We start from the raw sequence: 22722 nt of genomic DNA, 5'->3' as shown, positions 1-22722 counted from the left end.
ACGGTCCTTCCATGTCGTCGCCAGATCTCAATCTGCTTGTCGCCCTCGATGTGCTGCTGAGCGAGGGCAGTGTGGCGCGCGCGGCCGGGCGGCTGCGCCTCAGTCCCTCGGCGATGAGCCGGACGTTGGCGCGGTTGCGCCAGGCGACAGGCGACCCATTGTTGGTCCGGGCCGGCCGTGGCCTGGTTGCGACGCCGCGCGCGCTCGAATTGCAGCAACAGGTAGGCCGAGTCGTTCAGGATGCGGAAGCGCTGCTGCGCCCGGCCAAGCTCCTCGACCTCTCTGCTCTCGACAAGGTCTTCACGCTGCGCGCCAACGAAAGTTTCGTCGAGGAGTTCGCACCGCGTCTTCTGACCCGTGTCGAAGCGGACGCACCTGGCGTACGGCTGCGTTTTGCGCCGAAATCCGACAAGAACGACATCTCGTTGCGTGACGCGGCGGTTGATCTCGAAATCGGGGTTGCCAGTGAAACGAGCCCTGAAATGCGCATTCAGGCGCTGTTTCGCGACCGCTTCATCGGTGCGGTGCGAACGGGTCACAGGCTGGGCGAGGGCCCAATGACGCCGGAACGCTATGCTGCCGGCCGCCACATCAGCGTTTCGCGGCGTGGCCGCGAAAAGGGCCCGATCGACGAGGCCTTGAAACAGCTCGGTCTCCAGCGGACGATCGTGTGCATGGTTTCCAGCTTCTCGGCCACGCTCGCCATGGCGCGCGCCTCCGATCTGATCGCCAGCGTCCCCGAACGGCACACGCTGGGCGCGCGCACGGGCATGTACAGCTTCCCGTTGCCGGTCGATATCGAGGAGGTCACCATTTCGATGCTGTGGCATCCGCGGCTCGATGCCGATCCGGCGCAGCGCTGGCTGCGAGCCTGCGTGCAGGGGGTCTGCGCGTCGTTTCGCTGATCCAGACTCAGGGCGTGATCTAGAATCTGGTCACCACGCCGATGCCTATGCCTTCGAAGCCGCCCATCGCCATCAATGCGGCCGGCGCCTCTTCGAGGCTGATCTTCTTGCCGATCAGCAGTTCGGGTTTCAGCTTGCCGGTGCGGATCATCTCCATCATCGCCTGGTAGCGGAAGGCCTGCATGCCGTGGCTGCCGCGGATTTCGAGCTCGAATGCGATCACCTTGTCCATCGGTATCTGCGGCCTGGCATGGTCGCCGAGCATCAGGCCGACCTGCACGTGGCGGCCGCGGCGGCGCAGGTTGGCGATCGAGTTGAACGAGGTACTGGGGTGGCCGAGCGCGTCCATCGACATGTGCGCGCCGCCATTGGTGATCTGCTTGACCGCCTTGACCACGTTCGGCGTCTTTGCCGCGTTGATCGTCGCCACCGCGCCGATCTTTTTGGCAAAGTCCAGCTTCTCGTCGGTGAGGTCGATGGCGACGACATTGGCGCCCATGGCGCTGGCGATCATGATCGCCGACAGGCCGACGCCGCCGCAGCCGTGCACCGCCACCCATTCGCCGGGCGTCACCCGGCCCTGGTCGACGATGGCGCGGAACGAGGTGACAAACCGGCAGCCGAGGCTGGCGGCGGTGGCGAATTCCATCTCGTCGGGCAAGCGCACGAGATTGGTGTCGGCATGGTCGATGGCGACATATTCGGCGAACGAACCCCAGGCGCTGAAGCCGGGCTGGAACTGATGTTCGCACACCTGGTGGTTGCCCGACGTGCATTCGAAGCAGCGGCCGCAGCCGACGGCAAACGGCACGGTGACGCGCTCGCCGCCCTTCCAGCGGGTCACCTGGTTGCCTGCGGAGACCACGACGCCGGCCAGTTCGTGGCCCGGCACATGCGGCAGGCGGATGCCGTCGTCGTGGCCCATCCAGCCATGCCAGTCGCTGCGGCAGAGGCCGGTCGCCTCCACCTTGATGACGACGCCTTCCGGTGCCGGCTCCGGATCGGGAACGGTCTGGATCGTTGGCGTTTCGCCGAACTTTTCGAAGACGACGGCTTTCATCGGCAGTTCCTCATGACTTCATGCAATTTGCGGTCTATTCGGCATCGATCTGGTTCTCAGGCGCGGCCTTCTGGAACGCCGGCAGCGCCATGCAGGCGGCATTGATGCGCGCGATGATCGGATAGGGCGTCATGTCGACGCCGAAACGGGCATTGCTGGTGACCTGTGCGACGAGGCAGATATCGGCCAGCCCCGGCGTGTCGCCATGGCAGAATGTCTTGGTCTCGGGCGAGGAAGCCAGAATCTTTTCAAGCGGCTGGAAGCCTTCGTTGACCCAGTGCCGGAACCAGTTGACGACATCCTGGTCGCCGGCGCCGAACAGTGTGCGCAGCGAGGTCAGCACGCGCAGATTGTTCACCGGATGGATGTCGCAGGCGATCATCTGCGCCAGCATCCTGACGCGGGCGCGGCCCGGCGCATCCTTGGGCAGCAGCGGCGGCTCAGGCGTGGTCTCGTCGAAATATTCGATGATCGCCAGCGATTGCGTCAGCAGCGTGCCGTCGTCCAGGACCAGTGCCGGCACCAGCCCTTGCGGATTGACCGCGAGGTAGGCGGGTTCGAGATGCTCGCCGTGGCGCAAATGATGCGGCACGTAGTCGTAGGACAGGCCCTTCATCTCCAGCGCGATCCGCACCCGGTAAGAGGTCGAGGAGCGGTAATAGTTATGGAGGACGATGTCGCTCATCGGATTGGTTGGCCGATGGTCAGTTCGATTTCGCCGATGCCGTCGACGCCACCGGTGATCTTTTCGCCCGGCCCGACGGCGCCGACGCCAGCCGGTGTTCCGGTGAAGATCAGGTCGCCTGGCCGGAGTTCTACCGCCTCGCTGCAAATCGAGACGATGTCGGGAACCGGCCAGATCAATTCGGCGAGGTCGCCGTCCTGCCTGATCTCGCCGTCGACCGCGAGCCAGATGCGGCCCTTGTCGGGATGACCGGATTTTTGCGCCGGAACCAGCGGGCCGCAGGGCGCTGAACGGTCGAAGGCTTTCGACCAGTCCCACGGCCTTGCCGCCTTTTTCGCCTCGTCCTGAAGGTCGCGGCGAGTCAGGTCGACGCCGACGCCGTAGCCCCAGACATGGTCCAGCGCCCGCTCGCGCGGGATGCGAAAGCCGGCTCTGCCGATCGCGACGACCAGCTCGATTTCGTGATGCAGGTTTTGGGTCAGCGGCGGGTAGGGGATCGTGGTGCCCGAACCGACCACCGAGTCGACCACTGCGTCGCCTGGTTTGGTGAAGAAGAAGGGAGGGTCGCGCTCGTCATTGCCGAGCTCGCGGGCATGGGCTGCGTAGTTGCGGCCAACGCAGAAGATCCGGCGCACCGCAAAACGCTCCGGCGAGCCGGCCACGGCCACCGACGGGGTTGCGGGCAAAGGAAGGACGAAGCCGGTCATGCACTGTCTCTGTTTCAGTGGATATGTCGCCGGCACATTCGACCGATTTGGCCGGTCGGGCAAGGCATTGCATCGCGCAAAGGCTAGGCCTGCCGCACGGTGCCGCGGAAATCGCCGGTACATTTTGCTCTGCCGGCCAGATGGCAATGTACCATTTGGGAATAAGCCGGCCACGGCGCGAAGCGCCTGCCGCCAACGCCTGAGACTGTCGACCGTTGGTTTCGGGGAACGGACGTGACAGCCCCTTTCGGTCCGTCCTGTACTTCGGGCGTGTCGTTATCTCGCACTTGCACAAGGTTCTGGTGCGCTGCAATATAGCTGGAGGAATGCGGCCTCCAGCCCGCCTTTCGCAGGTTCAATGAAGGGACCGGCATGACGGACATCTCCGCGACGCGTCTTGTCGTGTCCAGGCCTGTCGCCGATAGCTCGGCAAGAACCAGGCTTGCCTATCTCGACGGCTGGCGCGGCCTGTCGATCGCGCTGGTGCTGATCGGCCATTTCTTCCCCGTTCCCGGCATTAATCTCGGCGTCCTGGGCGTCGAATTCTTCTTCGTGCTCAGCGGCCGGCTGATGGCCGAGATCCTGTTTGTCGAATATTATCCGCTGAAGAAATTCTTCAAGCGCCGGTTCTCCCGCATCTACCCGGCACTGCTGATTTTTGTCGTCGCCGTGATGGTTGCCTTGTCCGGCACATTCATCGCCTTCAAATGGAAGGCGGCGCTGACGGCGCTGACGTTCACCTACAACTATGCCGGAATTCTCGTCACCCGCGCCGGCGCGCTCGACCATATCTGGTCGCTCTGCGTCGAAGAGCACGCCTATATCATCCTGGCGCTGATCAGCGTTGTCGTCTCGGGGCGGTCCCGGGTCATCATGTTGCTCGGCGCATTGTCGGTGCTGGCCATGGCAAACGGCGCCATCTCCTACTGGGTGCTCGCAATAGGCTACGAGGGCACCTATTGGCGCACCGACGTGCACATCGCCTCGATCCTGCTGTCGGCGGTGTTATGCCTGCTCAAGGCCGACGACAGGCTGCCGGCGCTGCTCAAGGGGCCGCATGTTGCCCTCGCGGCCACAGTCGTGGCTGTGCTCGTTTTCATGGCTGCCGTGCCAACCCCCATCCACTATCTGGTCGCGGTGCCGCTGCTGGCGCTCGCCGTCAATTTGCTCGACTTCAGCAGCCGGTATCTGACCGGGTTTCTATCGTCCCTGCCGATGACGATGCTGGGGCTGTGGTCGTATTCGCTCTATATCTTTGGCAGCAGCCCTTTTATCAATTCGTCGACATAAAAGGCAGTTCGCCGTGGTTGATGCTTGCGGCGGCGTTCGCTTGCGCGCTGTGCAGCTACTACATCATCGAAAAGCCGGCCCGCTCCTGGCTGAACCGCAATTGGTAGGGCGAACGGCGCCCGCCGTTCAGCCGGCGATCCGTCTTGCATAATACCGCACGACTTTCCTGCCGCCTTGGATTACCGCGTCGCCCACTTCCGCAAAGCCGAGTGCGGCATGGAAGGCGTCCGAAGCCGGATTGGGTGGCTCGGCATTGACTTCGCAGGTGACGATCGCCTGGCCGGCGCGTGACGCCTGCTCGAACAGATCCTCATACAGCCGGCGGGCATGGCCGCGCCCGCGCGCTGCGGCGGCGACCACGACGCGATCGACATAGACGAACCGCGGGTAACGCTGGCGAAACCACACGAAGTTCGGGCTGTCGTAGCTGGCGTCCTGGTCGAAGGTCATGATGAAGGCTTCGAGCCTGCCGATGCGGCGCGTGTAAAACGCTTCGCCGAGCAGGAAGGACAGGCGCTCGGGTTCGAGCCACGACAATTCGGCGGCATGCTCGTTGTTGAGCGCGAGGATTGCGGACTCATCACGCGGCGAGACCCGTTCGATCGGCAAACGCACTTCGATCATGTTGTTCGATCTTCCAGGATCACAGCCGGGCGGCTGCGATGGTCGCCGCCACCATCGCCTCATCGGTCAAGGTGTTGCGGTATTCGCGGTCGAGGTCGGTGCCGCCCATGCCGACCCTTGGGTTGCGGTAACGCATGGCGCTCGGCACGTCCTTGAGCGCGGCGAAGTGCATTTCGCTCAACCCGGTTTTCCTCCGCACCTTGCCAATGTTCTCGGGATCAAGCCCGCCGCAGCCGAGGATGATGATGCGGTCGCCGGCCTGCCTGACAAGATCGGCGAGCAGGTCAGCGCCCTCGAGCGCCGTGTCGCGCTGGCCGCTGGTCAGCACGCGGCCGACCTTGCAGCGGATCAGCGTCTCCAGCGCCTCTGTCGGGTCGCGGGTCATGTCGAAGGCGCGGTGGCAGGTGACGTTCAAGCGTCCCGCCGCCTTAACCAATTCGCTCATGCGCTGTTCGTCGATAGTGCCCTCGGCAGCGAGGCAACCGACGACGACACCGGCGACGCCGAGCTCGGCAAGCGCGCCGACATCGGCGAGCATCGAACGATATTCGGCTTCGCCATAGAGAAAATCGCCGCCGCGCGGCCGCACGATGACGTGGAACGGGATCGTCGCCAGCTCGAGCGCCGTGCGCACCGTGCCGAAGCTCGGTGTGATGCCGCCTTCGATCAGGCTGGCACAGAGCTCGACACGGTCGGCGCCGGCGGCTTGCGCGGCCAGCAGGCCGTCTATGCCTTCGACGCAGATCTCGATCAGCGGGAGGCGAGGGCGTTCGGTCTCGGTCATGGGCGATCCGTCGATGATTTCAGCTGGCCAGCGGTAGCATCGGGCATGGTGCGATGAAAGCCGGAAGTGTTGGCTCAATGTGCTTGCGGGCGCGCCTGCCATTCCGCCGCTTGACACATTCATAACTTAAGCGTTATACGTAACTCATAGCTGGTGGGTTATTGGTTCTCATGGAGAGCGCGTTGTTGATAGCCCAGCCAAACCGCAAACAACGGGTCCGAAGTCATGACTGAAGCAACCACAATCGAAACCAAATCCATTGTCGTCGAGCGTCTGATCCCGCATGCGGCTGAAAAGATATGGCGCGCAATGACCGTGCCGCATCTAGTTGCCGAATGGCTGATGGAGAACGACTTTGCGCCTGAGCAAGGCCATCGCTTTACCTTTCGCGCGACGCCGGTGCCTGGCTGGTCCGGCGTGACGAACTGCGAGGTGCTGAAGATCGAGCCGCCACGCCTGCTAGCCTACAGCTGGGGCGACGGCACCGAATCCGACAGCGGTCTGAAGACCGTGGTGACATGGTCGTTGACGCCCGAAGGTACAGCGACGCGGGTGCGCATGGAGCATTCCGGGTTCCGGTCCGAGGACGAGCGCGGCTACATCGGCATGGGAAGCGGTTGGCCGCGCATTCTCGAGCGGCTTGAGCGGGTGACTGCCTCGCAAAGCTGAAGATCCCGGCGCTCGCCTTGCCGCGACGCGGCGGCCGGCGAACTGACAGAACCAAGACATATCGAGACCCCGGATGTTCGTCGTCCGGGCTTGAAAAAACACGCCCGAAGGAGACCACTATGCAAGCACGATTGAAAAACCCGGTGATGCTCATTCCCGGCGCCTTGCAGGCGCTGCTCGCGCTGGACAAGTCGACGGAGACTGCCGACTTGTCCTATGTGACGCGCAAGCTCGTCCATTTGCGCGCCAGCCAGATCAACGGATGCAGCTTCTGCGTCGATATGCATGCGCGCGAATTGAAGAAGGCCGGCGAAAAGGACGAGCGCATCTTTGCCGTGTCCGCATGGCGGGAGACACCCTACTTCACCGACGCCGAACGCGCCGCGCTGGCACTGACCGAGGCGGCAACCCGGTTGGCCGACCGGCCAGACGCGGTAACGGATGCGGTCTGGGATGAAGCCGCCCGGCACTATGACGAAAAGGCGCTTGCCGCCCTGGTCGTCCAGATTGCCCTGATCAACGCATTCAACCGGCTCAACGCAACCACCAGGCAGATGGTCGGCGCCTGGGGCTGAACGGGGCCGGGTTCTCGAAAAGCCACATCAGATCCGCAGCTTGTGCGAATTCGCGCGCACGAAGTCGATGAAGGCACGCAGCTTCGGCGGCACGAGGCGACGGCTGGGATAATAGAGGTGAAGCGGCTCGTAAGCTGGACAGAAAGGCTCCAGCACCTTGACCAGCGCGCCTGAGGCGAGAAGCGGCGCGGCGAGGCCCTCGACGGCGAAGGCGAGGCCCAGCCCTTGCGCGGCGGCGGTAATGCACAGCGGAAGTGTGTTCACGACCAGACATGCGTCCGGCGTGAATGCGACTTCGCGTCCATCCACGGTGAACTCCCAGGGCGAAATCGCGCGCGTGCGGGTGAGAGCGAATGCGATGCAGCGATGGGCGGCGAGGTCGGCCGGCCGTTTCGGTGTGCCGTTGCGCGCCAGATAATCGGGGCTGCCCACCACGACCATCTGCAGGGGACCGCCCAGGCACGCGCCCATCATATCTCTCTCGAGAAGTTCGCCGATGCGCAGGCCGGCATCGAAGCCCTCGGCGGCGATGTCGACGAAGCTGTCGTCGAAAATCAGACTAAGCCGCACTTCGGGATAAGCATCCATGAACGGCCGCATCAGTGGCTCTATCAGCAGCGGCGCGGCGATCCAGGGCAGGCTGAGGCGCAGCGTGCCGGCGGGACGGTCGCGAGCTTCGCGCAGTGCCGCACCAGCCGCCCAGATGTCTTCGGCTGCCGGACGCACATGGTCGAGGTATTGGGCGCCAGCTTCGGTCAAGCCAACGCTGCGGGTCGTCCGGTTGAGCAGCCGCACCCCCAGGCGCTCTTCGAGCCCCTTTACCGCCTCGCTCAACGAGGCCGGAGCGACGCCGAGCTCGGCGGCGGCGCGGGTGAAGCTTTTGGCCTCCGCAACCTTGACGAAGGCGACGATGCCGCTGAATTGGTCGAGGCGCATTGTAAGGATTTTCCAAATAGCCCTGTCGAACTCTACTGGTTTTTCCGGCGAACAAAAGGCGTCATGTTGGGTCCGACGAACGGGCCTCGGTGTTGGGAACGGCTCGAACAGGCAAGGAAACAGGACCGATGTTCAGGCTTGCTTTACTCGCCGCCGGCACTCTTCTGGCGGTGTCTGCCGCCCCGGCGCACAGCGGGCCACTGGAAGACCGCAATATCCAGCTCATCAAAGACTATTACGCAGCTTACGCGACCGGTAATCCCGAGGCCGTGCGGCCCTTCCTCGCGCCCAACATCGTGTGGCGCATTCCCGGTCATCATCCGCTCGCCGGCGACAAGCGCGGGCCGGACGAGGTGGTCGCCTTCTTCCGCGGCCTGGCCGATGGCAAGTTCAAGGCCGAGCCGATCTTCTTCCAGGCGCAAGGCGACCTCGTTGTCGACGTCCATCGCGGCTGGTCGAATGTCGGCTCAGGTCCCGAGATCGACCAGCTCTACGCGCTGATATTCCGCATCAAGGACGGCAAGATTGCCGAGGCACAGAATTTTTTGACCGACATGTACCAGTCGGACGCTTTCTACTGGGCGCATTACCCGCTGAAGCCGCTGCCCGGCCGACTGGCTGGCCAGCGCTGAGACGGCGGTCTTTCTCGCAACGCGCCGCGCTTCTCATTCCAAGGAGACTAGCGATGCTTAAAACCCTGACACTTGCCGTAGCAACCACCGCCGCGCTCGCCGCCTCCAATGCCGTCGCCGCACCGCGCGTCGAGCGCGTCACATTCTCCTCGTATGGTGAGCAGCTTGTCGGCGAGCTCTATTTGCCAGAGGATCTGGACGCGGCAAAACCTCGGCCGGCGCTGGTCGTGACCGGCGCCTGGATGACGGTGAAGGAACAGATGCCGGCCCGCTACGCCCGCGAGATGGCCGATCGTGGCTTCGTCGCCTTGACCTTCGATTTTCGTGGGTGGGGCGAAAGCGGCGGCATACGCCGCCAGTACGAGGATCCTAACGCCAAGATCGCCGACATCGAAGCGGCGGTCGCCTATCTCACGCGCCGGCCCGAAGCCGATCAGGACCGCATCGGCGGGCTCGGCATTTGCGCCAGCTCCGGCTATATGGTCACCGCCGCCGCCGAAAACGCCGCGATCAAATCGGTCGCCCTCGTTGCGCCCTGGTTGCAGGATGCCGAAGTGGTCGAGCAGGCCTATGGCGGCCGGAATGGCGTCGTCAGGCTTGAGGCCGTGGGCGATGCGGCCGAGGCTGAGTATCGCCGCACCGGCAAGCAAGCGTTCTTGCCGGCCGCCAGCCTGACCGACGAGCGCGCGGTCATGTTCAAGGTGCCCTATTACACCGAGCCCGATCGCGGCATGATCCCGGCCTGGCGCAACGAGGCCGATCCGGCGTTCTGGCGCGGCTGGCTGACGTTCGACGCCATCCAGGCTGCTCCGCGCCTGCACCAGCCCTTTCTGATGGTGCACAGCGAGGCGGCTGCCATTCCGCAGGGGGCGCACAAATTCTACACGCGGCTGACCAGTTCCAGGCGGGAGCTGTGGCTCGACAATGTCACCCAATTCGATTTCTACGATCGTGCCGCGCCGGTGAAGGCCGCAAGCGATGCCGTCGCCGCGCACTTCCGCGCGACGCTGGGCAGTGCGGGGGAGGCGGGACAATGAGCCTCGTCACCCGCCGGCATGTCCTGGCCTCGGCGGTTTCCGCCGCGATGGTTTCCGCCGTCTCGGCGCCCGCCTCGAGCGCGCCGCGAGATGCGCTGACGGTCAAAGATAGGATCGCAATCGCCGAGGCGATTGCCGGGATCGGCCTCTATGCCGATCTGCGTGAATGGGACCGGGTCAGATCCTATCTCGCGGCCCGTGTCACGACCGACTACACCAGCCTCTTCGGCGGCGAGGTCACGACCAGCGGCTGCGACGCGCTGATCGCCCAATGGCAAGCGCTGCTGCCGGGCTTCGACGCCACCCAGCACCTCATCACCAACATCATTGTCGAAGGCGGGGATAACGGTGCGGTTGCGCGCAGCCATGTCCGCGCAACCCACTGGATCGGCGGGCGGTTCTGGACGGTCGGCGGCAGCTATCTCCACCGGCTGGTGCGGACGCCGGAAGGTTGGCGCGTCAAGGCAATCTCCATCCGCCGCTTGTACGAAGAGGGGGATCGCGCCGTGCTGGCCGCCGCCGCCGGCCGGGTAAAGGCGGAGGCCAAATGAGTGTTCGGGTTTGCGCATGCCCAGTCGCGCGGCGAGGTTGCTCGGAGCATCGGCAACGTGAATATTGATCGAAATGTCGGGGCAGGCTTGGCGCATGCGGCATTAGTGCCGCCAACCGCGGAGACAGGACATGACCCTTTCATTGCAGGAGGTTTCCGATAGGCTTGAGATCGAACAGCTGCTTGTTCGCTATTGCTATGCGGTGGACGATCGCGACTGGGAAGCCTATCGCAAAATATTCACACCCGATGCCGTGCTTGACGACACTGTAACAGGTGGAATCAGGAGCGGTGTGGATGAGCATGTTGCTTACATGAAAGGCGCCCTTTCCAAGATATTGATCTCGCAGCACGCCATTTCGACAATCCTTCTGGATCTCCGAGGGGATGAGGCCAGCGCGCGCGTGCATTGTTCATGCCCGATGGTGGTCGACCTCGGCGAAGGCAAAAGGCAGGTCTTCTTCCAGGGGCTTTGGTATCGAGACCGCGTCGTACGCACGTCCGAGGGCTGGCGCATAAGTGAACTTGTCGAGGAAGGCTATTGGAATCACAATTTGCCTGAGGGGTTCGCGTTCTGACGTCTGTTACGCGCTGTGCTGGATCCGCCCCGGACGCCGTTTTCAGACGTGGCAGCTACTGGCGCAACACCGTGTTCTTGGTACCTTCTTCGACCTGGTCGATGACCAGCAGCTTGACCGGATCGGCGCCGACATTGGTCGCCTGATGCCATTGCCCGATCATCTCGATGATGAAATCACCTGTTTGATAGGTGTTGCTCTTGCCGGTCTCGACGTTGGTGACCTGAAGCGTGCCGGCCTCGACATAGGCATAGCGCGGAAACGGATGCTTGTGGACCGGCAAGGTCGCGCCCGGCGCGATCTGATAGGCCGAGACCAGGACCTGGACGTTCTTCTGCGGCAGCGTGATCGGCTGGCCGGACGCGGTCTCGGTGTGAGAGGCAAGCGGGGTCACGATGACCGGCGTGCCGCTGGCATCCAGCGCCTGGGCGCTGTTTGCAAACAGTGGAGCCGCGAGCAGCAGCATCGATGCCAAGATTTTTCGCATGATTCCCCCCGAGCTGCGTCAGCATTGCGCAGCAAGCATTGGCGCGCAAGCTTGTCTGTTCAGGAGCGCCTTATCCCGCTCTTCTGAACATGCCCGGCGTCATGCCATGCATAGCCCGGAATGTACGGGAAAGATGGCTCTGGTCGGCGAAACCCGCCGCGATGGCGGCGTCGGCGAGGCCAAATCCCTGTTCGATCAGCGCACTCGCCCGGCGCAATCGCCGGTCGCGGATATAGGCCGCCGGCGTCAGGCCGATCGCCTTGTTGAAGTCGCGGATGACCTGGAATCGGGTCACGCCAGCCGCGCCGGCTAGCCGCTTGAGGTCGAGCTGCGAGCCAAGCTCGCTTTCGACAAGATCGCGGTAGAGCGAGAACCGCCGCTGCGATCCGGAGCTTTCGATCTCTTCGGCCTGTCCGCTCGAGTCGCCGTGCCGAACGATCAGCCGTCGCAGCGCCACGAGCAGGGACGTCTCGGCCGTCATTGTGTCCGGGGATGTCGAGCCCTGGTGTGCTGCCATCAATGCTGCGGCGAGACTGCTGTCTTCGATAGTCGCGCGCGAAAATACTGGAGCGCCGTCGCGGCCGAGTTCGCGGGTAAGCGCGGTCATCATCGGCACCGAAGGATAAAACGTCCGGTAGGCCCAGCCTTCATCCGCCCCGCGTTCGCCGTCATGCCACTCCTCGGGATTGACGACGGCAATGGTGCCTGCCGGAGCGAGAACGCTTTTGCGGCCGATGCGAATGCGCTCGCAGCCAGAGGTGATCAGGGCGATCACATAGGTCGGGTGCGTGTGCAAGTCATAGCGGTGCCGGGTGAAGCGCGCCTCGAACAGGCCCAGGTCGGGGAAGCACGGATGGCGCCAGTATTTCCCGGTCTCTGCCGCTTCGTTTGTCCTTGCCATGGTCAATCCGGTTCAAGACGCCTCTCGCCGGGCCTTCTATGGCAGGCAAACCAAGCCGCTTTTTGTCGGCGGAAAGGAGGCATCATGTTGCATAATGACCCCGTCGCCGCGCTGACACCAGAGGTTATAGGCTGGCGGCACCATATCCATGCCAATCCGGAACTCGCATTCAATGAATACGAAACGGCGCGTTTCGTTGCAGAGAAGCTGCGCTCCTTCGGCGTCGACGAGGTGCATGAAGGGATCGGCGGCACCGGCGTCGTCGGTGTCCTGCGCAGCGGCGCTGGAACGTGCGCTATCGGCCTTCGCGCCGAGCTCGACGCGCTTCCGGTGCTGGAGAAAACCGGGCCTGTCCTATGCTTCGAGGCAAGAGGGCGTGATGCACGCCTGCGGCCATGACGGCCCCGCCGCCATGCTGCTCGGCGCCGCCAAACTGCTCAGTCAATCGCGCGCCTTCGACGGAGCCGTCACTTTCATCTTTCAGCCGGCCGAGGAAAACGAGGGCGGCAGCATGCGCATGATCGAGGACGGCCTGTTCAAGCGCTTTCCGGTCGAAGCGGTCTATGCGGTTCACAACTGGCCGGGCATCAGGCTGGGGACGATCGCCGCCCGCGTCGGGCCGCAAATGGCGGCCGTCGATAATTTCGAACTGACCTTTGAGGGTCTTGGCGCTCATGCCGCCATGCCGCAGCTCGGGGATGACCCGATCCTGGCCGCGGGCGCCTTCGTGCAAGCCGTCCAGCGCATCGTCAGCCGCTCGGTCGACCCTCAGAGCGCGCTTGTCGTCAGCATCACGCAGATTCATGGCGGCAATGTCGGCAATATCGTGCCGGGCAAGGTCTGGCTGCAAGGCACCTGCCGCTTCTTCGAGCACGGCCTTTCCGACCATTGCGAGAGGCTGATCGGCGAGATCGCACAAGGTATTGCCGCCGCGCATTCGCTCAAGGCCAGGCTCGACTACAGGAAGGGCTATCCGCCGCTGATCAATACGGCCGATGCGACGGCCCGCGCCGTCGAGGCCGCCGCCTCCGTCGTCGGCCGGGAGAATGTCTTGACCGAGTTCAGCCCCAGTCTCGGCTGCGAGGATTTCGCTTTCATGATCCGCGCCGCCGGCGGCTGCTATGCGTGGATCGGCGCCGGCGAGGTCGGCCCGGGCGAAGGCCTGCACGGCGACCGCTACGTTTTCAACGACGAGATCGTGCCGACGGTGATGCGCTATTACGTCAACCTCGTCGAGCAGACGCTTCCGCGGGCCGATCCTTCCACAGCAGTTTTTCCGGCGTGATCGGCAACTCCCGGATCCGCTTGCCTGTGGCGTCGAAGACGGCGTTGGCAACAGCAGCGGCAACGCCGGTGGCGCCGAGTTCGCCGATGCCTTTGCCGCCGATCGGGCTGGCATGCTCGTCCACCTCATCGACGAAGTGGATTATGATGTCGCCGGGAATGTCGGCGTTGACCGGAATGGCGACTCCGGAAAGGTTCTTCGACAGGAACCGGCCAAGCACCGGTTCGTGCCTGCTCTGCTCCATTGCCGCCATGCCCCAGCCCCAGATGATGCCGCCCGTCATCTGGCTGCGTGCGGTGCGGGGATTGACGATGCGGCCGGCGCTGTAGCTGCCCACGGCGCGACGAAGCCTGAGCAGGCCGAGCCCCGGATCGACGCCGACCTCCATGAAAATCGCGCCGAAAGTGCGCATCGCGAGGCCTTTGCCATGCTGCGCCGGATCGAACGAGCCGGAGCCGGTGATCTCGCCGATGTCGGTATGGCTCATCACGTCGGCGATCGTCTGACCGCCGGCAGCGCCTCTGCGGCGAATCTTGCCGTCCTGCATCTCGACCTCGTCCGGCAGCAGATTGGCAAGACGGGCAAGCTGCGAACGCGCATCTTCGGCAGCGGCAAGCACCGCCGCGCCCACCCCCATGGTCGATGACGAGCCATAGGTCGGTCCCGCCTCCGGCAGCTGTGTATCGCCCATTTCCATCTCAATCCTCTCCATCGGCAGGCCCAGCACGTCGGCCGCGATCTGCGGAAAGATGGTGAGTGTTCCGGTCCCTATGTCCTGGGTGCCGGTGCGGATGAGCACCGTGCCATCTCGGTGCAACCTGACCTCGGCTGCAGGCGTCGGGTTGCGGAAACAGCCCATGCTGCAGGTCGCCATGCCGTAGCCGATCAGCCAATCGCCGTCGCGTTGCGGCTTGCGCGGGCGCTCGCGCCAGCCGAACAGGCGGGCGCCTTCCTCATAAGCCTCGCGCAGCTTCTTCGACGACCAGGGCTGGCCGGTGGCCGGATCCGTGTCCGCATGGTTGACCAGACGCAGATCGAGCGGATCGATGCCGAGGCGGTGGGCGAGCTCGTCCATCGCGCTTTCGAGCGCCCAGGTGCCCGGACCCTCGACCGGCGCGCGCAGCGGCGTCGGCATGGCGACGTTTGCGCGCTCCACGCGCTGGCTGAGACGCATGGCCGGCGTGGCGTAGAGACCCTTCGAGGCTTCGGTGGCGAACTCGACGAAATCGTCGGTCACGGTGGTCAGGTTGACCACGTCCTGTTGCACGGCGGTCAGCTTGCCCGACCTGTCCGCCGCCAGCACGATCTTCTGTGCCATGCGCGGCTGATAACCGAGGCACGAATAGGCATTGGCTCGGCTTAGCGCCAGCCTGACCGGGCGCTCCATGATGCGCGCGGCGGCGGCGGCCAGCACCTGATGCGGCCAGATCCAGCCCTTGCCGCCGAAGCCGCCGCCGGTATGGCGGGAAATCACGCGGACCTTCTCGGCCGGGACATTCATGCGGGCGGCAACCACCTGGCGGACACCGTAGACGTGCTGCGTGGCGTCGTGCAGCGTCAGCTCTCCGTCATTCCATTCGGCGAGCGTCGCCGAGGGCTCCATGGCGTTGTGATGGCGCGACGGCTGCAAATAGACGGCTTCGACCGTGGCGGCGGCATCAGCAAGCCCGCGGTCGACCTCGCCCTTCGTAAACGTCGGCTCCAGGAACAGGAAGCCGCTCTCCCTCGGCACGACAGCAGCCTTGTCGATGGCGGTCCACTCGGGGGGTGCCGGCAACTCCGGCTCGGCGAACGCGTAGCGCAACGCGACGCGGCGAGCGCCGGCCTCCGCCGCCTCCAGCGTCTCGCCCAGCACAATGGCAAGCGGCTGGCCCTCGTGACGTATTTCGTCGCCCTGCATGGGCATGAAGCTCTGCGCCGCGGGCGGGCCTTCGGCTTGCTGCATCTGCGTATCGGGCTCGGCCCTTGGCGATACGAACCGGCCGAATTTGGGCATGTCCTCATGCGTGAGCACACGCACGACGCCGTTCTCGGCGAGCGCGTCGTCGACCATGATCGACGTCACGCGGCCGGCCGGAACGGGCGCGGTCACGAGTACCGCATAGAGCAGGTCGGGGGCGAAATAGTCGGCCGCATAGCGGGCGCGGCCGGTGACCTTGACGCCGCCGTCAGGGCGGGCAACAGGCTGGCTGATCATCATGACGGCATCCTCGCTGCTCTTTCGATCGCCCGCAAAGCGGCGGTCTTGGCCAGTTCGATCTTGTAGGCGTTCTGCGACAAGGGACGCGCTTCGGCGAAGGATTGCTCGATAGCGGTGCTCAACGCCTCGCGATCGCCGATTTCGGCACCGGCGAGCTGCTGGTCGGCGGCGCTCAGCCGCCACGGCCGCAGCGCGACGGACCCCAGCGCCAGGGCCGCCCGACGGATGGTTTGGCCGTCCATCTCCAGCACAGCGGCGGCAGAGACGATGGCGTACTCGTAGGATTCGCGCTCGCGCACCTTGAGGTAAGCCGATCGCGGCGCCGGCGCCGGCAGCTCGATTGCCGTGATCAGTTCGCCTTGCTGCAACACATTGTCTGCCTCGGGCCGCGTGTCGGGAAGCAGGTGGAATTCCGCTGCCGGAATGCGCCGGCCGCCGCTGCGGTGCGCGGTGACGATGACCGCATCAAGTGCTGCCAGCGCCACCGCCGGGTCGGATGGCTGGGTGGCGACGCAATCCTCGGTCCAGCCGAATATCGCGTGATTGTCGTTGATGCCATGCAATGCCGAGCAGCCGGAGCCGAGCTGACGCTTGTTGCATGGCAACTGCTCTTCGGCACGGAAATAGGCACAGCGCGTCTTCTGCAGAAGATTGCCGCCTATCGTTGCTAGGTTTCTCAGCTGCGGCGATGCGGCGTTGAGGATCGCCTGGCTCAACACCGGATAATCGCGCATCACCAGCGCATGCTGCGCGACATCGTTGAGATGCGTCAGCGCGCCGATCGTCAAGCCGCCGCCGGGCAGTGCCTCGATCTGATCCAGCCCGTCGAGGCGGGAGATATCGATGATCCGCGCCGGCCCGGCAATTCCAAGGCGCAGCCAGTTGAGCAATTCGGTGCCGCCGGCGAGAAAGGCGCTGTCGGGCGCGGCACCGGCTGCGATCGTGTCGCCCAGGCTGTCGGCGCGCGCATAGACGAATGGGGTCATTGGATCGCCCTCCCGGCCGCTGAGCGCACCGCCTCGACGATTTGCGGATAGGCCGAGCAGCGGCACAGATTACCGCTCATCCATTCGCGGATCTCGGCATCGGAGCCGGTATGTCCCTCCTCGATCAGTGCCGCCGCCGACATCACCTGTCCGGGCGTGCAGAATCCGCACTGGAACCCATCATGATCGATGAACGCCTGCTGCACGGGATGAAGCGCATCGCCGTTTGCCAAGCCTTCGATCGTCGTGACCTCGCGTCCCTCGCAGGACACGGCAAGTATCATGCAGGCATTCACACGCCGTTCGTCGAGATGCACGGTGCAGGCGCCGCACTCGCCGAAATTGCATCCCTTTTTCGTTCCGGTCAGATGAAGCCGCTCGCGCAGCAGGTCGAGCAGCGTGACGCGGGGATCGAGATCGGAAAGGCTGTGATCCTCTCCGTTCACCCGCAACCGCAATAGGTGCCGATCGTGGAAGTCCATTGGGGGTTACCTCGAAGCACATGCCGTACTCGTCGCAGGGACTCGTCCAGCAAGCAGCCACCCACCTGTCGAGGCGAAATAGGGCGGTCGATTCCGGTGAAAAGGCGCTGCCGGTCAGGGAAGGCTAAAAAACGCGCATTTGAGATTTGCGGCGGAGCGGAAAGGCCCTGCATAACTGTGGTTCACGGCCGTCCCAACATGAGCCGAATGCAGACGGTCCCCTTTAGGGACGATTACCATGAGCTGAAGTCACCTGGTGAGGTCTAAGACTATCTTTCCGGGAGCGTGGCCGGTGCGATTGCGCTCGATCGCGGATGCCAGATCGTCGAAGCCGACCACTTCTGCAATCGTGGACCGCAGCGAGCCGTCAGCGATCTCTTGAGCGATTGTGGCTAGGCGCGCGGTGTCAGGTTTGACTGACAACCAGATGCCATGACGGCCTGCCGGGGCGCGCGAAACCACATCAGTTGCAGCGATGCTGGCCAGGACGCCGCCAGGCGATAGGACCGACCAAGATTTGTCCAAGACCTGGCCCCCGACAAGATCGACGATAAGGTCAATGTCGCTCGCAAGAAGCTCGAAGTTCTGTTTCTGGTAATCGATCACTTCGTCAGCGCCCAAGGCTTGGACATGGGCCACGCTCTTGGTTGAGGCTGTAGCATAGACGGTCGCTCCAGCCGTCTTGGCGAACTGGACAGCGAAGCTGCCCACCCCACCAGCCGCGCCGTGGATCAACACCCGCCGCCCCCGAAGGTTGAAATCGGCGACCTGAAGGACTTGCCATGCCGTCATCGCCGCCACCGGTACTGCCGCCGCGTCAATGTCTGACAGGACCGCAGGCGTCTTGACGAGTTTTTCGGCATTTATCAGCAAGTGGTCAGCATAAGCGCCCAGGCCACCCAGCGCGGCCATGACCCGGTCTCCGACCCTCACGCCTTCGACGTTGGAGCCGGTCCGCAGCACGACCCCCGCCATTTCGATGCCAAGCGTCGCGGGCAAAGATAACTTGAACTTGTCGCGGACGTAGCCTTCACGGATTTTCCAGTCGATTCCGTTTACTCCGGCAGCCTTGACCTGGACGAGCACTTGGTCGGGACCAGGCTCGGGGGCGGATAGCCAATCGACTTTCAAGCTCTCTGTGCCGCCATATGCTTGAAGACGTAGGGCCCGGCCGGAGCCAAGCGGTTCAGCCCGGCCGGGGGCGCTTTGGAAGTCATTGAGTTGGTTCATCAGGCTTCTCCTTCCTGTTGGACGATATAGTTTGAAGTCTCTCAAGAAGAACTTCGAATTATGCAGTCCACCGCGGGTGAGAAATGTTATTAGACTGCCGGCGCTTGGGGATTTACTTGCTTGCGCTTTACGTGCTCAAAGCAGGATAGTCGGTGTAGCCCAGGGCGGTGCCACCATAGAAAGTGGCTTGGACTGCCGCATTCAGCGCCGCATTGGTCTTCAACCGTTCCACAAAGTCCGGATTGGCCAGGACCATCTGGCCGTAGGACTCCTGATCGGCCCGCCCCGAAGCTACGTCGGCGCCGATCTGGTCACGCGGACGACTTGGCCGATTGAGGATCAGCGATTGGTGCCAGAGCTTGCGGATATCGGCCAGCAGCGCCTCGTCGCCCTGGTGCATGATGTGCACGTAAGCGAGCCCGAGCTTGTCGAGTTCGGCGACCAGATAGCGGTAGAGGTCCGGCCCTTCGGCGCCTTCGTCGATCCCCCATATCGTCGTCCCGGGTGACAGGCGGATCGCGGTGCGGTCCGCGCCAATCTCCTCGGCGATCGCCGTGGCGACTTCGATGGCGAAGCGCGCTCGGTTCTCGATCGACCCGCCATATTCGTCCGTGCGCGTGTTGGCGCTGGGCGCGAAGAACTGCTGGACCAGGTAGGCGTTCGCGCCGTGAATCTCGATGCCGTCGGCGCCGGCCTCGACCGCCGAGCGCGCGGCATGGCGGAAATCGGCGACCGTCTGGCGCACCTCTTCGGTCGTCAGCGCGCGCGGCGTGGGAATGTCCTGCATCCCCGTCATGGTAAACATACCCGCCCCCGGCGCGATCGCGGAGGGCGCGACCCCCTGGCGGTGATGCAGCGTATTGTCGGGATGCGACATGCGCCCGGCGTGCATCAGCTGGATGAAGATGCGGCCGCCCTTGTCGTGCACGGCGGAAGTGATCTTCCGCCAGCCGGCGACATGGGCAGGCGTGTAGATGCCCGGGGTGGTGAGATAGCCCTGGCCGTCATCCGAGGGCTGGGTGCCTTCGGTGACGATCAGGCCGACGCCGGCGCGCTGGGAATAATATTCGGTGGCCAGCTCGCCCGGCGTACCGTCGAAGCCGGCGCGGCTACGGGTCATCGGGGCCATGACGAGGCGGTTCGGCAGAGTGTAGCGACCGACGCGGACAGAGGTGAATAAGGGACTCATTGGGATCTCCATTCTTTTGCTGGAGCCCTTGTCCACTATTCTAATGTCGGGATGAATCCGGCAAAAGTGAAATCAATATTCCAAATATGGAGCAATAGCGTGAGCCACTTGAACGACATGGCGCTGTTCGTGGAGGTGGCGAGAGCGAGGAGCTTCCGGAAGGCGGCTGAGGCTCTGGGCATGCCCAACTCGACTCTGTCGCGACGTATCAGCGCGCTGGAGAAGGCGATCGGCCTGAGGCTTCTGCATCGAACGACGCGCAAGATCGAGCTCACCGAGGCCGGCCAGCTCTATTACGAACGAAGCAAGCGCATCGTCGACGAGGCACGGCTCGCACACGAGCAGCTCGGCGCGATGCTGGAGCAGCCAAGCGGTGTCCTGCGGGTCTCGCTCCCGGTCGACTTCGCCACGCTTTACCTGACGCCGATCATCGTCGATTTCGCGCGGCACTATCCCGGCATCACCTTCGAGTTCGACCTGACCCCGCGCCGCGTCGATTTGGTGGCCGAGCCGTTCGATGTAGCGATCCGCATCGGCGAGCTGGAAGACTCCAGCCTGATCGCTCGCCTGATCGGGCGCCACGCGCGCCACCTCTATGCGTCTCCTGGCTACATCGAAGCGTCCGACGAGCCGGCGACACCGGCGGATCTGGCGGAGCATGAATGCATCTGCATGCCGAAGATCTGGACCTTGCATCAGGGGATGAACAAGGTCGAAGTCGAGGTTGGAGGCCGCTTCACAGTCAACAGCGTCGGGATGATCCGCGCCCTGGCGGTCAACCACCAGGGCATCGCCCTGCTTGCCGAGAAGATCGTCGCCGAAGATTTGGCCTCGGGCAGGCTCCGGCGTGTCCTGCCCGAATGGCAGGGATCGTCGGTCAGCATTCACGCCGTCACCGAAACTCGCCTCATTCCAGCCAAGACCCAGCGCTTCATCGAATTCCTGTCCGCCAGGCTGGTGGAAACATGACCCAGATCGTTACGCCGAGAAAAATCGCAAGCCGGCGTGCAAAATCGCGACTTGGCGTAGAAAAGACGGTGGCTCCCCAGGTCGGACAAATTTGATAAATCGAACCGGGGATGAAAGTGCCAGAAAATCTTTTATTTTCAGTAGCTTGATACGACCGCTTCCACAAAGCATCCGGACGGCATGAGCGGCGGTTCCGCCTTCGTGATCCAGATGGCAGGGACGGACCTTCGAGCGTACTTCGCCGGGATTATCTTGCAGGGTAACAGGAAGCTTTTTCACGTGCTGAAGTCAGACTACGTCGTAGCATTTCTCCGCAGCGTCTACCCATGAGCCTCCTCACGCAAGCAACGGCGTATGTCTGAATGACCGTAGTTGGCGAGATAACGGGTGGAACAGCGCTGCAATGGTGGTCCACCTCCGATCTATCGCACCTCATCCAAAGCGCTGCCCGTGCCTGTATGGGTCGAGTTCGAGATCTTGAAATGCGCCAAGACTTCCGGTTGCATTGATTGTACATTAGCGGCTCCTTAGAAGAGGAGAGGGGCCATGCAGTCGCAGTCGCTATCGTGCGCCATACTTGCCTTGATGCTTTGGGTTAGTCCCGCTCTAGCTGACGACAGCACCACCGCCGGAAACAAAGACACGGTTGTTGCCGGCAAGATTATCGGGAACGGGCGAGCCCCCGACAGTCCAGAGTGCAAAGAGAACAAGACCGCTGACGGGTGCGAACAACCCAAATCGACTGCTGCCGTTCCCGCGACACCCACAGTTAATTCGGCGCTTGTGTCAGACACAGCTTCGTTGCCCAACTAGCTCGGCCACGGTCCGTTGAGGGTGGACGAAAGGGGGCACGGGGGGTCTTCGCGCGAGCCAATTATCCGATCACCCGGACGAATTTTTCCACCAAACATTCCTGGCTGTTGCGGCCCAGCACCGCACCAATTTTGTACGGTTGTTACATGGCGTTGATGTCGGTCAGGAAGTGAGTAGAGTCTCCTTCGGCGTGTCCCTGGGGAGGGCTGGATGAGCGTCGCGCAAAGGGTAGGTCCGCTTCTAGAGCAAGCAATCACTGTACTCCTCAACAGGGCGGACCGTCGCGACACGGTCTCGATGAAAGCGGCACTACGCGAAGCTCGGGAGGCTGCGCCTTATTTGGTGGCCTCCGACGAAGAACTAACCGAGGCGATCGTCGAGGCAGCAACTGCCATAGGCCTCTGCGTGGCTTTCGACTGTCGCGAGTAGCTGTCAGCCAACTTCAGTCACTGTGGCACATCGCAACGAAAGCGCGCCGTCCTGCGCCATTTTCAATAGTTAGAGGAGGTAATCCGCAATTACCTTCGCAACCTGCTCACTCTGCCTGTAGAACGGGAACTGGGCTGAGCAAAAGTATTTGCTGGAGGAACTTGATCGGGCCGACAAAGAGTGACGTATGGCTCCCCACTGGTTCAACCCTCCGGTCCCGGTCAAGACCGAGCGTCCCGGGATCATCCACAACGTCAACAACGCCGAGACAGCCGGCGAGGAGCTGATGAAGTGGACCAAGCGTGGCCCTTGCTGGGACCTCGCGGTGCGCGTTTGCATGGCCGTGATTTTCGACGAGATGGAACCTGAGGAGGCCCGCAAGGCATTCCTGGCTGCTGCAAAAGAGGAGGGGACATTACTCCCCCAATGAGAACTAGCTAAATTGGATGCGGTATAAGGTTCTAAGGAGTCTATTACCAACACCGCCTTCGCGAAAGGAGCCCGCCGCCGGTGAGGGAGAGGCGACGGACCCCCCCACAGCGGCTGCACATCCACGAAGAATCCCGCTGCCACCTCTAAACCCGCGAGGGCCTACATCGTTCCCTTAGCTGCGGCTAAAGCGGGGTTGGTCGGCGGGCTCTTGCCGCTCTAAGTTCCCCCTTATGGGTCCTCTCTGGTTCTCTCCACCGGTCTACGTGAAGACGAAACGTCCGGGCATT

The 22722-nt window shown here is 63.4% G+C and carries 25 protein-coding genes; 12 read left to right on the top strand and 13 right to left on the bottom strand.

The genetic code is table 11. From position 1 onward, the window contains the following. Window positions 1–11 precede the first annotated feature (11 nt). Window positions 12–905: a LysR family transcriptional regulator gene (locus NKH16_RS26770; RefSeq protein ID WP_352747799.1), complete on the top strand. Its 894-nt coding sequence runs from the start codon at window positions 12–14 to the stop codon at window positions 903–905. A 19-nt stretch (window positions 906–924) separates the two neighbouring features. Here the strand turns inward: NKH16_RS26770 and NKH16_RS26765 are convergent, their stop codons facing one another. Genes NKH16_RS26765 through NKH16_RS26755 form a run of 3 tightly spaced genes read right to left on the bottom strand, consistent with a single transcriptional unit; the run spans window position 925 to window position 3357 of the window. After that, a complete protein-coding gene (locus NKH16_RS26765) occupies window positions 925–1965 on the bottom strand; it encodes a zinc-dependent alcohol dehydrogenase family protein (protein WP_352747747.1) in 1041 nt (346 codons plus the stop codon). A 34-nt stretch (window positions 1966–1999) separates the two neighbouring features. Continuing rightward, window positions 2000–2650, bottom strand: coding sequence for a maleylacetoacetate isomerase (gene maiA, locus NKH16_RS26760; protein ID WP_352747744.1), 651 nt, complete (start codon window positions 2648–2650; stop codon window positions 2000–2002). After that, on the bottom strand, window positions 2647–3357 hold the full coding sequence (locus NKH16_RS26755) for a fumarylacetoacetate hydrolase family protein (protein ID WP_352747741.1): 711 nt from the start codon (window positions 3355–3357) through the stop codon (window positions 2647–2649). Before NKH16_RS26755 ends, maiA begins: the two co-directional genes overlap by 4 nt. A gap of 372 nt (window positions 3358–3729) precedes the next feature. On the opposite strand from NKH16_RS26755, the gene NKH16_RS26750 reads away from it, so the two are divergent. Further along, a complete protein-coding gene (locus tag NKH16_RS26750) occupies window positions 3730–4647 on the top strand; it encodes an acyltransferase family protein (RefSeq protein ID WP_352902715.1) in 918 nt (305 codons plus the stop codon). A gap of 126 nt (window positions 4648–4773) precedes the next feature. Here NKH16_RS26750 and NKH16_RS26745 read toward each other — a convergent pair whose 3' ends face one another. Together NKH16_RS26745 and NKH16_RS26740 are read right to left on the bottom strand one after the other, a co-directional pair. After that, window positions 4774–5271 (bottom strand): GNAT family N-acetyltransferase, encoded by a 498-nt coding sequence (locus NKH16_RS26745; protein ID WP_352747735.1) that lies wholly within the window; start codon window positions 5269–5271, stop codon window positions 4774–4776. 19 nt (window positions 5272–5290) lie between these two features. Then, window positions 5291–6055 (bottom strand): copper homeostasis protein CutC, encoded by a 765-nt coding sequence (locus NKH16_RS26740; protein WP_352747732.1) that lies wholly within the window; start codon window positions 6053–6055, stop codon window positions 5291–5293. A gap of 225 nt (window positions 6056–6280) precedes the next feature. Here NKH16_RS26740 and NKH16_RS26735 point away from each other — a divergent pair, with 225 nt between their 5' ends. Both NKH16_RS26735 and NKH16_RS26730 read left to right on the top strand, forming a co-directional pair. Then, window positions 6281–6724, top strand: a complete 444-nt coding sequence (locus NKH16_RS26735; RefSeq protein WP_352747730.1) for an SRPBCC family protein — start codon at window positions 6281–6283, stop codon at window positions 6722–6724. Between the two features lie 119 nt (window positions 6725–6843). Continuing rightward, the gene (locus tag NKH16_RS26730) at window positions 6844–7299 is read left to right on the top strand and encodes a carboxymuconolactone decarboxylase family protein (RefSeq protein WP_352747728.1); all 456 of its coding nucleotides are present in this window, start codon (window positions 6844–6846) and stop codon (window positions 7297–7299) included. Between the two features lie 27 nt (window positions 7300–7326). On the opposite strand, the gene NKH16_RS26725 is transcribed toward NKH16_RS26730, so the two are convergent. Beyond that, window positions 7327–8235, bottom strand: a complete 909-nt coding sequence (locus NKH16_RS26725) for a LysR family transcriptional regulator (protein ID WP_352747725.1) — start codon at window positions 8233–8235, stop codon at window positions 7327–7329. 128 nt (window positions 8236–8363) lie between these two features. On the opposite strand from NKH16_RS26725, the gene NKH16_RS26720 reads away from it, so the two are divergent. From NKH16_RS26720 to NKH16_RS26705, 4 genes are all read left to right on the top strand, one after another. Beyond that, entirely contained in the window at window positions 8364–8867 is a 504-nt protein-coding gene (locus tag NKH16_RS26720) for a nuclear transport factor 2 family protein (RefSeq protein ID WP_352747722.1), read from the top strand. A gap of 53 nt (window positions 8868–8920) precedes the next feature. Then, the gene (locus NKH16_RS26715) at window positions 8921–9904 is read left to right on the top strand and encodes an alpha/beta hydrolase (RefSeq protein WP_352747720.1); all 984 of its coding nucleotides are present in this window, start codon (window positions 8921–8923) and stop codon (window positions 9902–9904) included. After that, window positions 9901–10455 (top strand): nuclear transport factor 2 family protein, encoded by a 555-nt coding sequence (locus NKH16_RS26710; RefSeq protein ID WP_352747717.1) that lies wholly within the window; start codon window positions 9901–9903, stop codon window positions 10453–10455. The genes NKH16_RS26715 and NKH16_RS26710 overlap by 4 nt, the downstream gene beginning before the upstream one ends. 130 nt (window positions 10456–10585) lie before the next feature. After that, the gene (locus NKH16_RS26705) at window positions 10586–11032 is read left to right on the top strand and encodes a nuclear transport factor 2 family protein (RefSeq protein WP_352454540.1); all 447 of its coding nucleotides are present in this window, start codon (window positions 10586–10588) and stop codon (window positions 11030–11032) included. A 55-nt stretch (window positions 11033–11087) separates the two neighbouring features. On the opposite strand, the gene NKH16_RS26700 is transcribed toward NKH16_RS26705, so the two are convergent. Further along, complete coding sequence (locus NKH16_RS26700; protein WP_352635535.1) at window positions 11088–11519, bottom strand: cupin domain-containing protein; 432 nt, start codon at window positions 11517–11519, stop codon at window positions 11088–11090. A gap of 70 nt (window positions 11520–11589) precedes the next feature. Then, complete coding sequence (locus NKH16_RS26695) at window positions 11590–12420, bottom strand: AraC family transcriptional regulator (protein ID WP_352635533.1); 831 nt, start codon at window positions 12418–12420, stop codon at window positions 11590–11592. 84 nt (window positions 12421–12504) lie between these two features. Here NKH16_RS26695 and NKH16_RS26690 point away from each other — a divergent pair, with 84 nt between their 5' ends. Together NKH16_RS26690 and NKH16_RS26685 are read left to right on the top strand one after the other, a co-directional pair. Beyond that, window positions 12505–12819, top strand: a complete 315-nt coding sequence (locus NKH16_RS26690) for a zinc-binding metallopeptidase family protein (protein WP_352747715.1) — start codon at window positions 12505–12507, stop codon at window positions 12817–12819. After that, a complete protein-coding gene (locus NKH16_RS26685) occupies window positions 12800–13705 on the top strand; it encodes an amidohydrolase (protein WP_352902739.1) in 906 nt (301 codons plus the stop codon). Before NKH16_RS26690 ends, NKH16_RS26685 begins: the two co-directional genes overlap by 20 nt. Here the strand turns inward: NKH16_RS26685 and NKH16_RS26680 are convergent. The 5 genes from NKH16_RS26680 to NKH16_RS26660 form a co-directional block, all read right to left on the bottom strand. Further along, entirely contained in the window at window positions 13644–15905 is a 2262-nt protein-coding gene (locus NKH16_RS26680; protein ID WP_352451927.1) for a xanthine dehydrogenase family protein molybdopterin-binding subunit, read from the bottom strand. The two genes, NKH16_RS26685 and NKH16_RS26680, sit on opposite strands and share 62 nt — an antisense overlap. Beyond that, complete coding sequence (locus NKH16_RS26675) at window positions 15902–16891, bottom strand: FAD binding domain-containing protein (protein WP_352451925.1); 990 nt, start codon at window positions 16889–16891, stop codon at window positions 15902–15904. The genes NKH16_RS26680 and NKH16_RS26675 overlap by 4 nt, the downstream gene beginning before the upstream one ends. Then, on the bottom strand, window positions 16888–17373 hold the full coding sequence (locus NKH16_RS26670; protein WP_352451924.1) for a (2Fe-2S)-binding protein: 486 nt from the start codon (window positions 17371–17373) through the stop codon (window positions 16888–16890). The genes NKH16_RS26675 and NKH16_RS26670 overlap by 4 nt, the downstream gene beginning before the upstream one ends. Before the next feature lie 249 nt (window positions 17374–17622). Then, on the bottom strand, window positions 17623–18603 hold the full coding sequence (locus NKH16_RS26665) for an NADP-dependent oxidoreductase (RefSeq protein ID WP_352747711.1): 981 nt from the start codon (window positions 18601–18603) through the stop codon (window positions 17623–17625). Window positions 18604–18730: 127 nt separating this feature from the next. Continuing rightward, the gene (locus tag NKH16_RS26660) at window positions 18731–19804 is read right to left on the bottom strand and encodes an alkene reductase (protein WP_352747708.1); all 1074 of its coding nucleotides are present in this window, start codon (window positions 19802–19804) and stop codon (window positions 18731–18733) included. Between the two features lie 87 nt (window positions 19805–19891). Here NKH16_RS26660 and NKH16_RS26655 point away from each other — a divergent pair, with 87 nt between their 5' ends. Both NKH16_RS26655 and NKH16_RS26650 read left to right on the top strand, forming a co-directional pair. Then, window positions 19892–20761, top strand: a complete 870-nt coding sequence (locus tag NKH16_RS26655; RefSeq protein ID WP_352747706.1) for a LysR family transcriptional regulator — start codon at window positions 19892–19894, stop codon at window positions 20759–20761. A gap of 1429 nt (window positions 20762–22190) precedes the next feature. Beyond that, window positions 22191–22433: a DUF982 domain-containing protein gene (locus NKH16_RS26650; RefSeq protein ID WP_352902706.1), complete on the top strand. Its 243-nt coding sequence runs from the start codon at window positions 22191–22193 to the stop codon at window positions 22431–22433. The last annotated feature ends 289 nt before the right edge of the window (window positions 22434–22722 follow it).

It is taken from the genome of Mesorhizobium sp. M1307, assembly GCF_040318155.1.
Classification (GTDB): domain Bacteria; phylum Pseudomonadota; class Alphaproteobacteria; order Rhizobiales; family Rhizobiaceae; genus Mesorhizobium.
The sequence above is the reverse complement of the archived record's forward strand: the minus strand, read 5'-3'. Positions and strand labels throughout refer to the sequence as shown.

Coding starts and splice junctions, on each gene's coding strand:
- NKH16_RS26685 (WP_352902739.1), top strand. CDS start 12,800: ATGCACGCCTGCGGCCATGACGGCCCCGCCGCCATGCTGCTCGGCGCC.
- NKH16_RS26715 (WP_352747720.1), top strand. CDS start 8,921: ATGCTTAAAACCCTGACACTTGCCGTAGCAACCACCGCCGCGCTCGCC.
- NKH16_RS26660 (WP_352747708.1), bottom strand. CDS start 19,804: ATGGAGATCCCAATGAGTCCCTTATTCACCTCTGTCCGCGTCGGTCGC.
- NKH16_RS26710 (WP_352747717.1), top strand. CDS start 9,901: ATGAGCCTCGTCACCCGCCGGCATGTCCTGGCCTCGGCGGTTTCCGCC.
- NKH16_RS26700 (WP_352635535.1), bottom strand. CDS start 11,519: ATGCGAAAAATCTTGGCATCGATGCTGCTGCTCGCGGCTCCACTGTTT.
- NKH16_RS26695 (WP_352635533.1), bottom strand. CDS start 12,420: ATGGCAAGGACAAACGAAGCGGCAGAGACCGGGAAATACTGGCGCCAT.
- NKH16_RS26725 (WP_352747725.1), bottom strand. CDS start 8,235: ATGCGCCTCGACCAATTCAGCGGCATCGTCGCCTTCGTCAAGGTTGCG.
- NKH16_RS26770 (WP_352747799.1), top strand. CDS start 12: ATGTCGTCGCCAGATCTCAATCTGCTTGTCGCCCTCGATGTGCTGCTG.
- NKH16_RS26735 (WP_352747730.1), top strand. CDS start 6,281: ATGACTGAAGCAACCACAATCGAAACCAAATCCATTGTCGTCGAGCGT.
- NKH16_RS26680 (WP_352451927.1), bottom strand. CDS start 15,905: ATGATGATCAGCCAGCCTGTTGCCCGCCCTGACGGCGGCGTCAAGGTC.
- NKH16_RS26670 (WP_352451924.1), bottom strand. CDS start 17,373: ATGGACTTCCACGATCGGCACCTATTGCGGTTGCGGGTGAACGGAGAG.
- NKH16_RS26765 (WP_352747747.1), bottom strand. CDS start 1,965: ATGAAAGCCGTCGTCTTCGAAAAGTTCGGCGAAACGCCAACGATCCAG.
- NKH16_RS26755 (WP_352747741.1), bottom strand. CDS start 3,357: ATGACCGGCTTCGTCCTTCCTTTGCCCGCAACCCCGTCGGTGGCCGTG.
- NKH16_RS26665 (WP_352747711.1), bottom strand. CDS start 18,603: ATGAACCAACTCAATGACTTCCAAAGCGCCCCCGGCCGGGCTGAACCG.
- NKH16_RS26650 (WP_352902706.1), top strand. CDS start 22,191: ATGGCTCCCCACTGGTTCAACCCTCCGGTCCCGGTCAAGACCGAGCGT.
- NKH16_RS26740 (WP_352747732.1), bottom strand. CDS start 6,055: ATGACCGAGACCGAACGCCCTCGCCTCCCGCTGATCGAGATCTGCGTC.
- NKH16_RS26745 (WP_352747735.1), bottom strand. CDS start 5,271: ATGATCGAAGTGCGTTTGCCGATCGAACGGGTCTCGCCGCGTGATGAG.
- NKH16_RS26690 (WP_352747715.1), top strand. CDS start 12,505: ATGTTGCATAATGACCCCGTCGCCGCGCTGACACCAGAGGTTATAGGC.
- NKH16_RS26730 (WP_352747728.1), top strand. CDS start 6,844: ATGCAAGCACGATTGAAAAACCCGGTGATGCTCATTCCCGGCGCCTTG.
- NKH16_RS26705 (WP_352454540.1), top strand. CDS start 10,586: ATGACCCTTTCATTGCAGGAGGTTTCCGATAGGCTTGAGATCGAACAG.
- maiA (WP_352747744.1), bottom strand. CDS start 2,650: ATGAGCGACATCGTCCTCCATAACTATTACCGCTCCTCGACCTCTTAC.
- NKH16_RS26675 (WP_352451925.1), bottom strand. CDS start 16,891: ATGACCCCATTCGTCTATGCGCGCGCCGACAGCCTGGGCGACACGATC.
- NKH16_RS26720 (WP_352747722.1), top strand. CDS start 8,364: ATGTTCAGGCTTGCTTTACTCGCCGCCGGCACTCTTCTGGCGGTGTCT.
- NKH16_RS26750 (WP_352902715.1), top strand. CDS start 3,730: ATGACGGACATCTCCGCGACGCGTCTTGTCGTGTCCAGGCCTGTCGCC.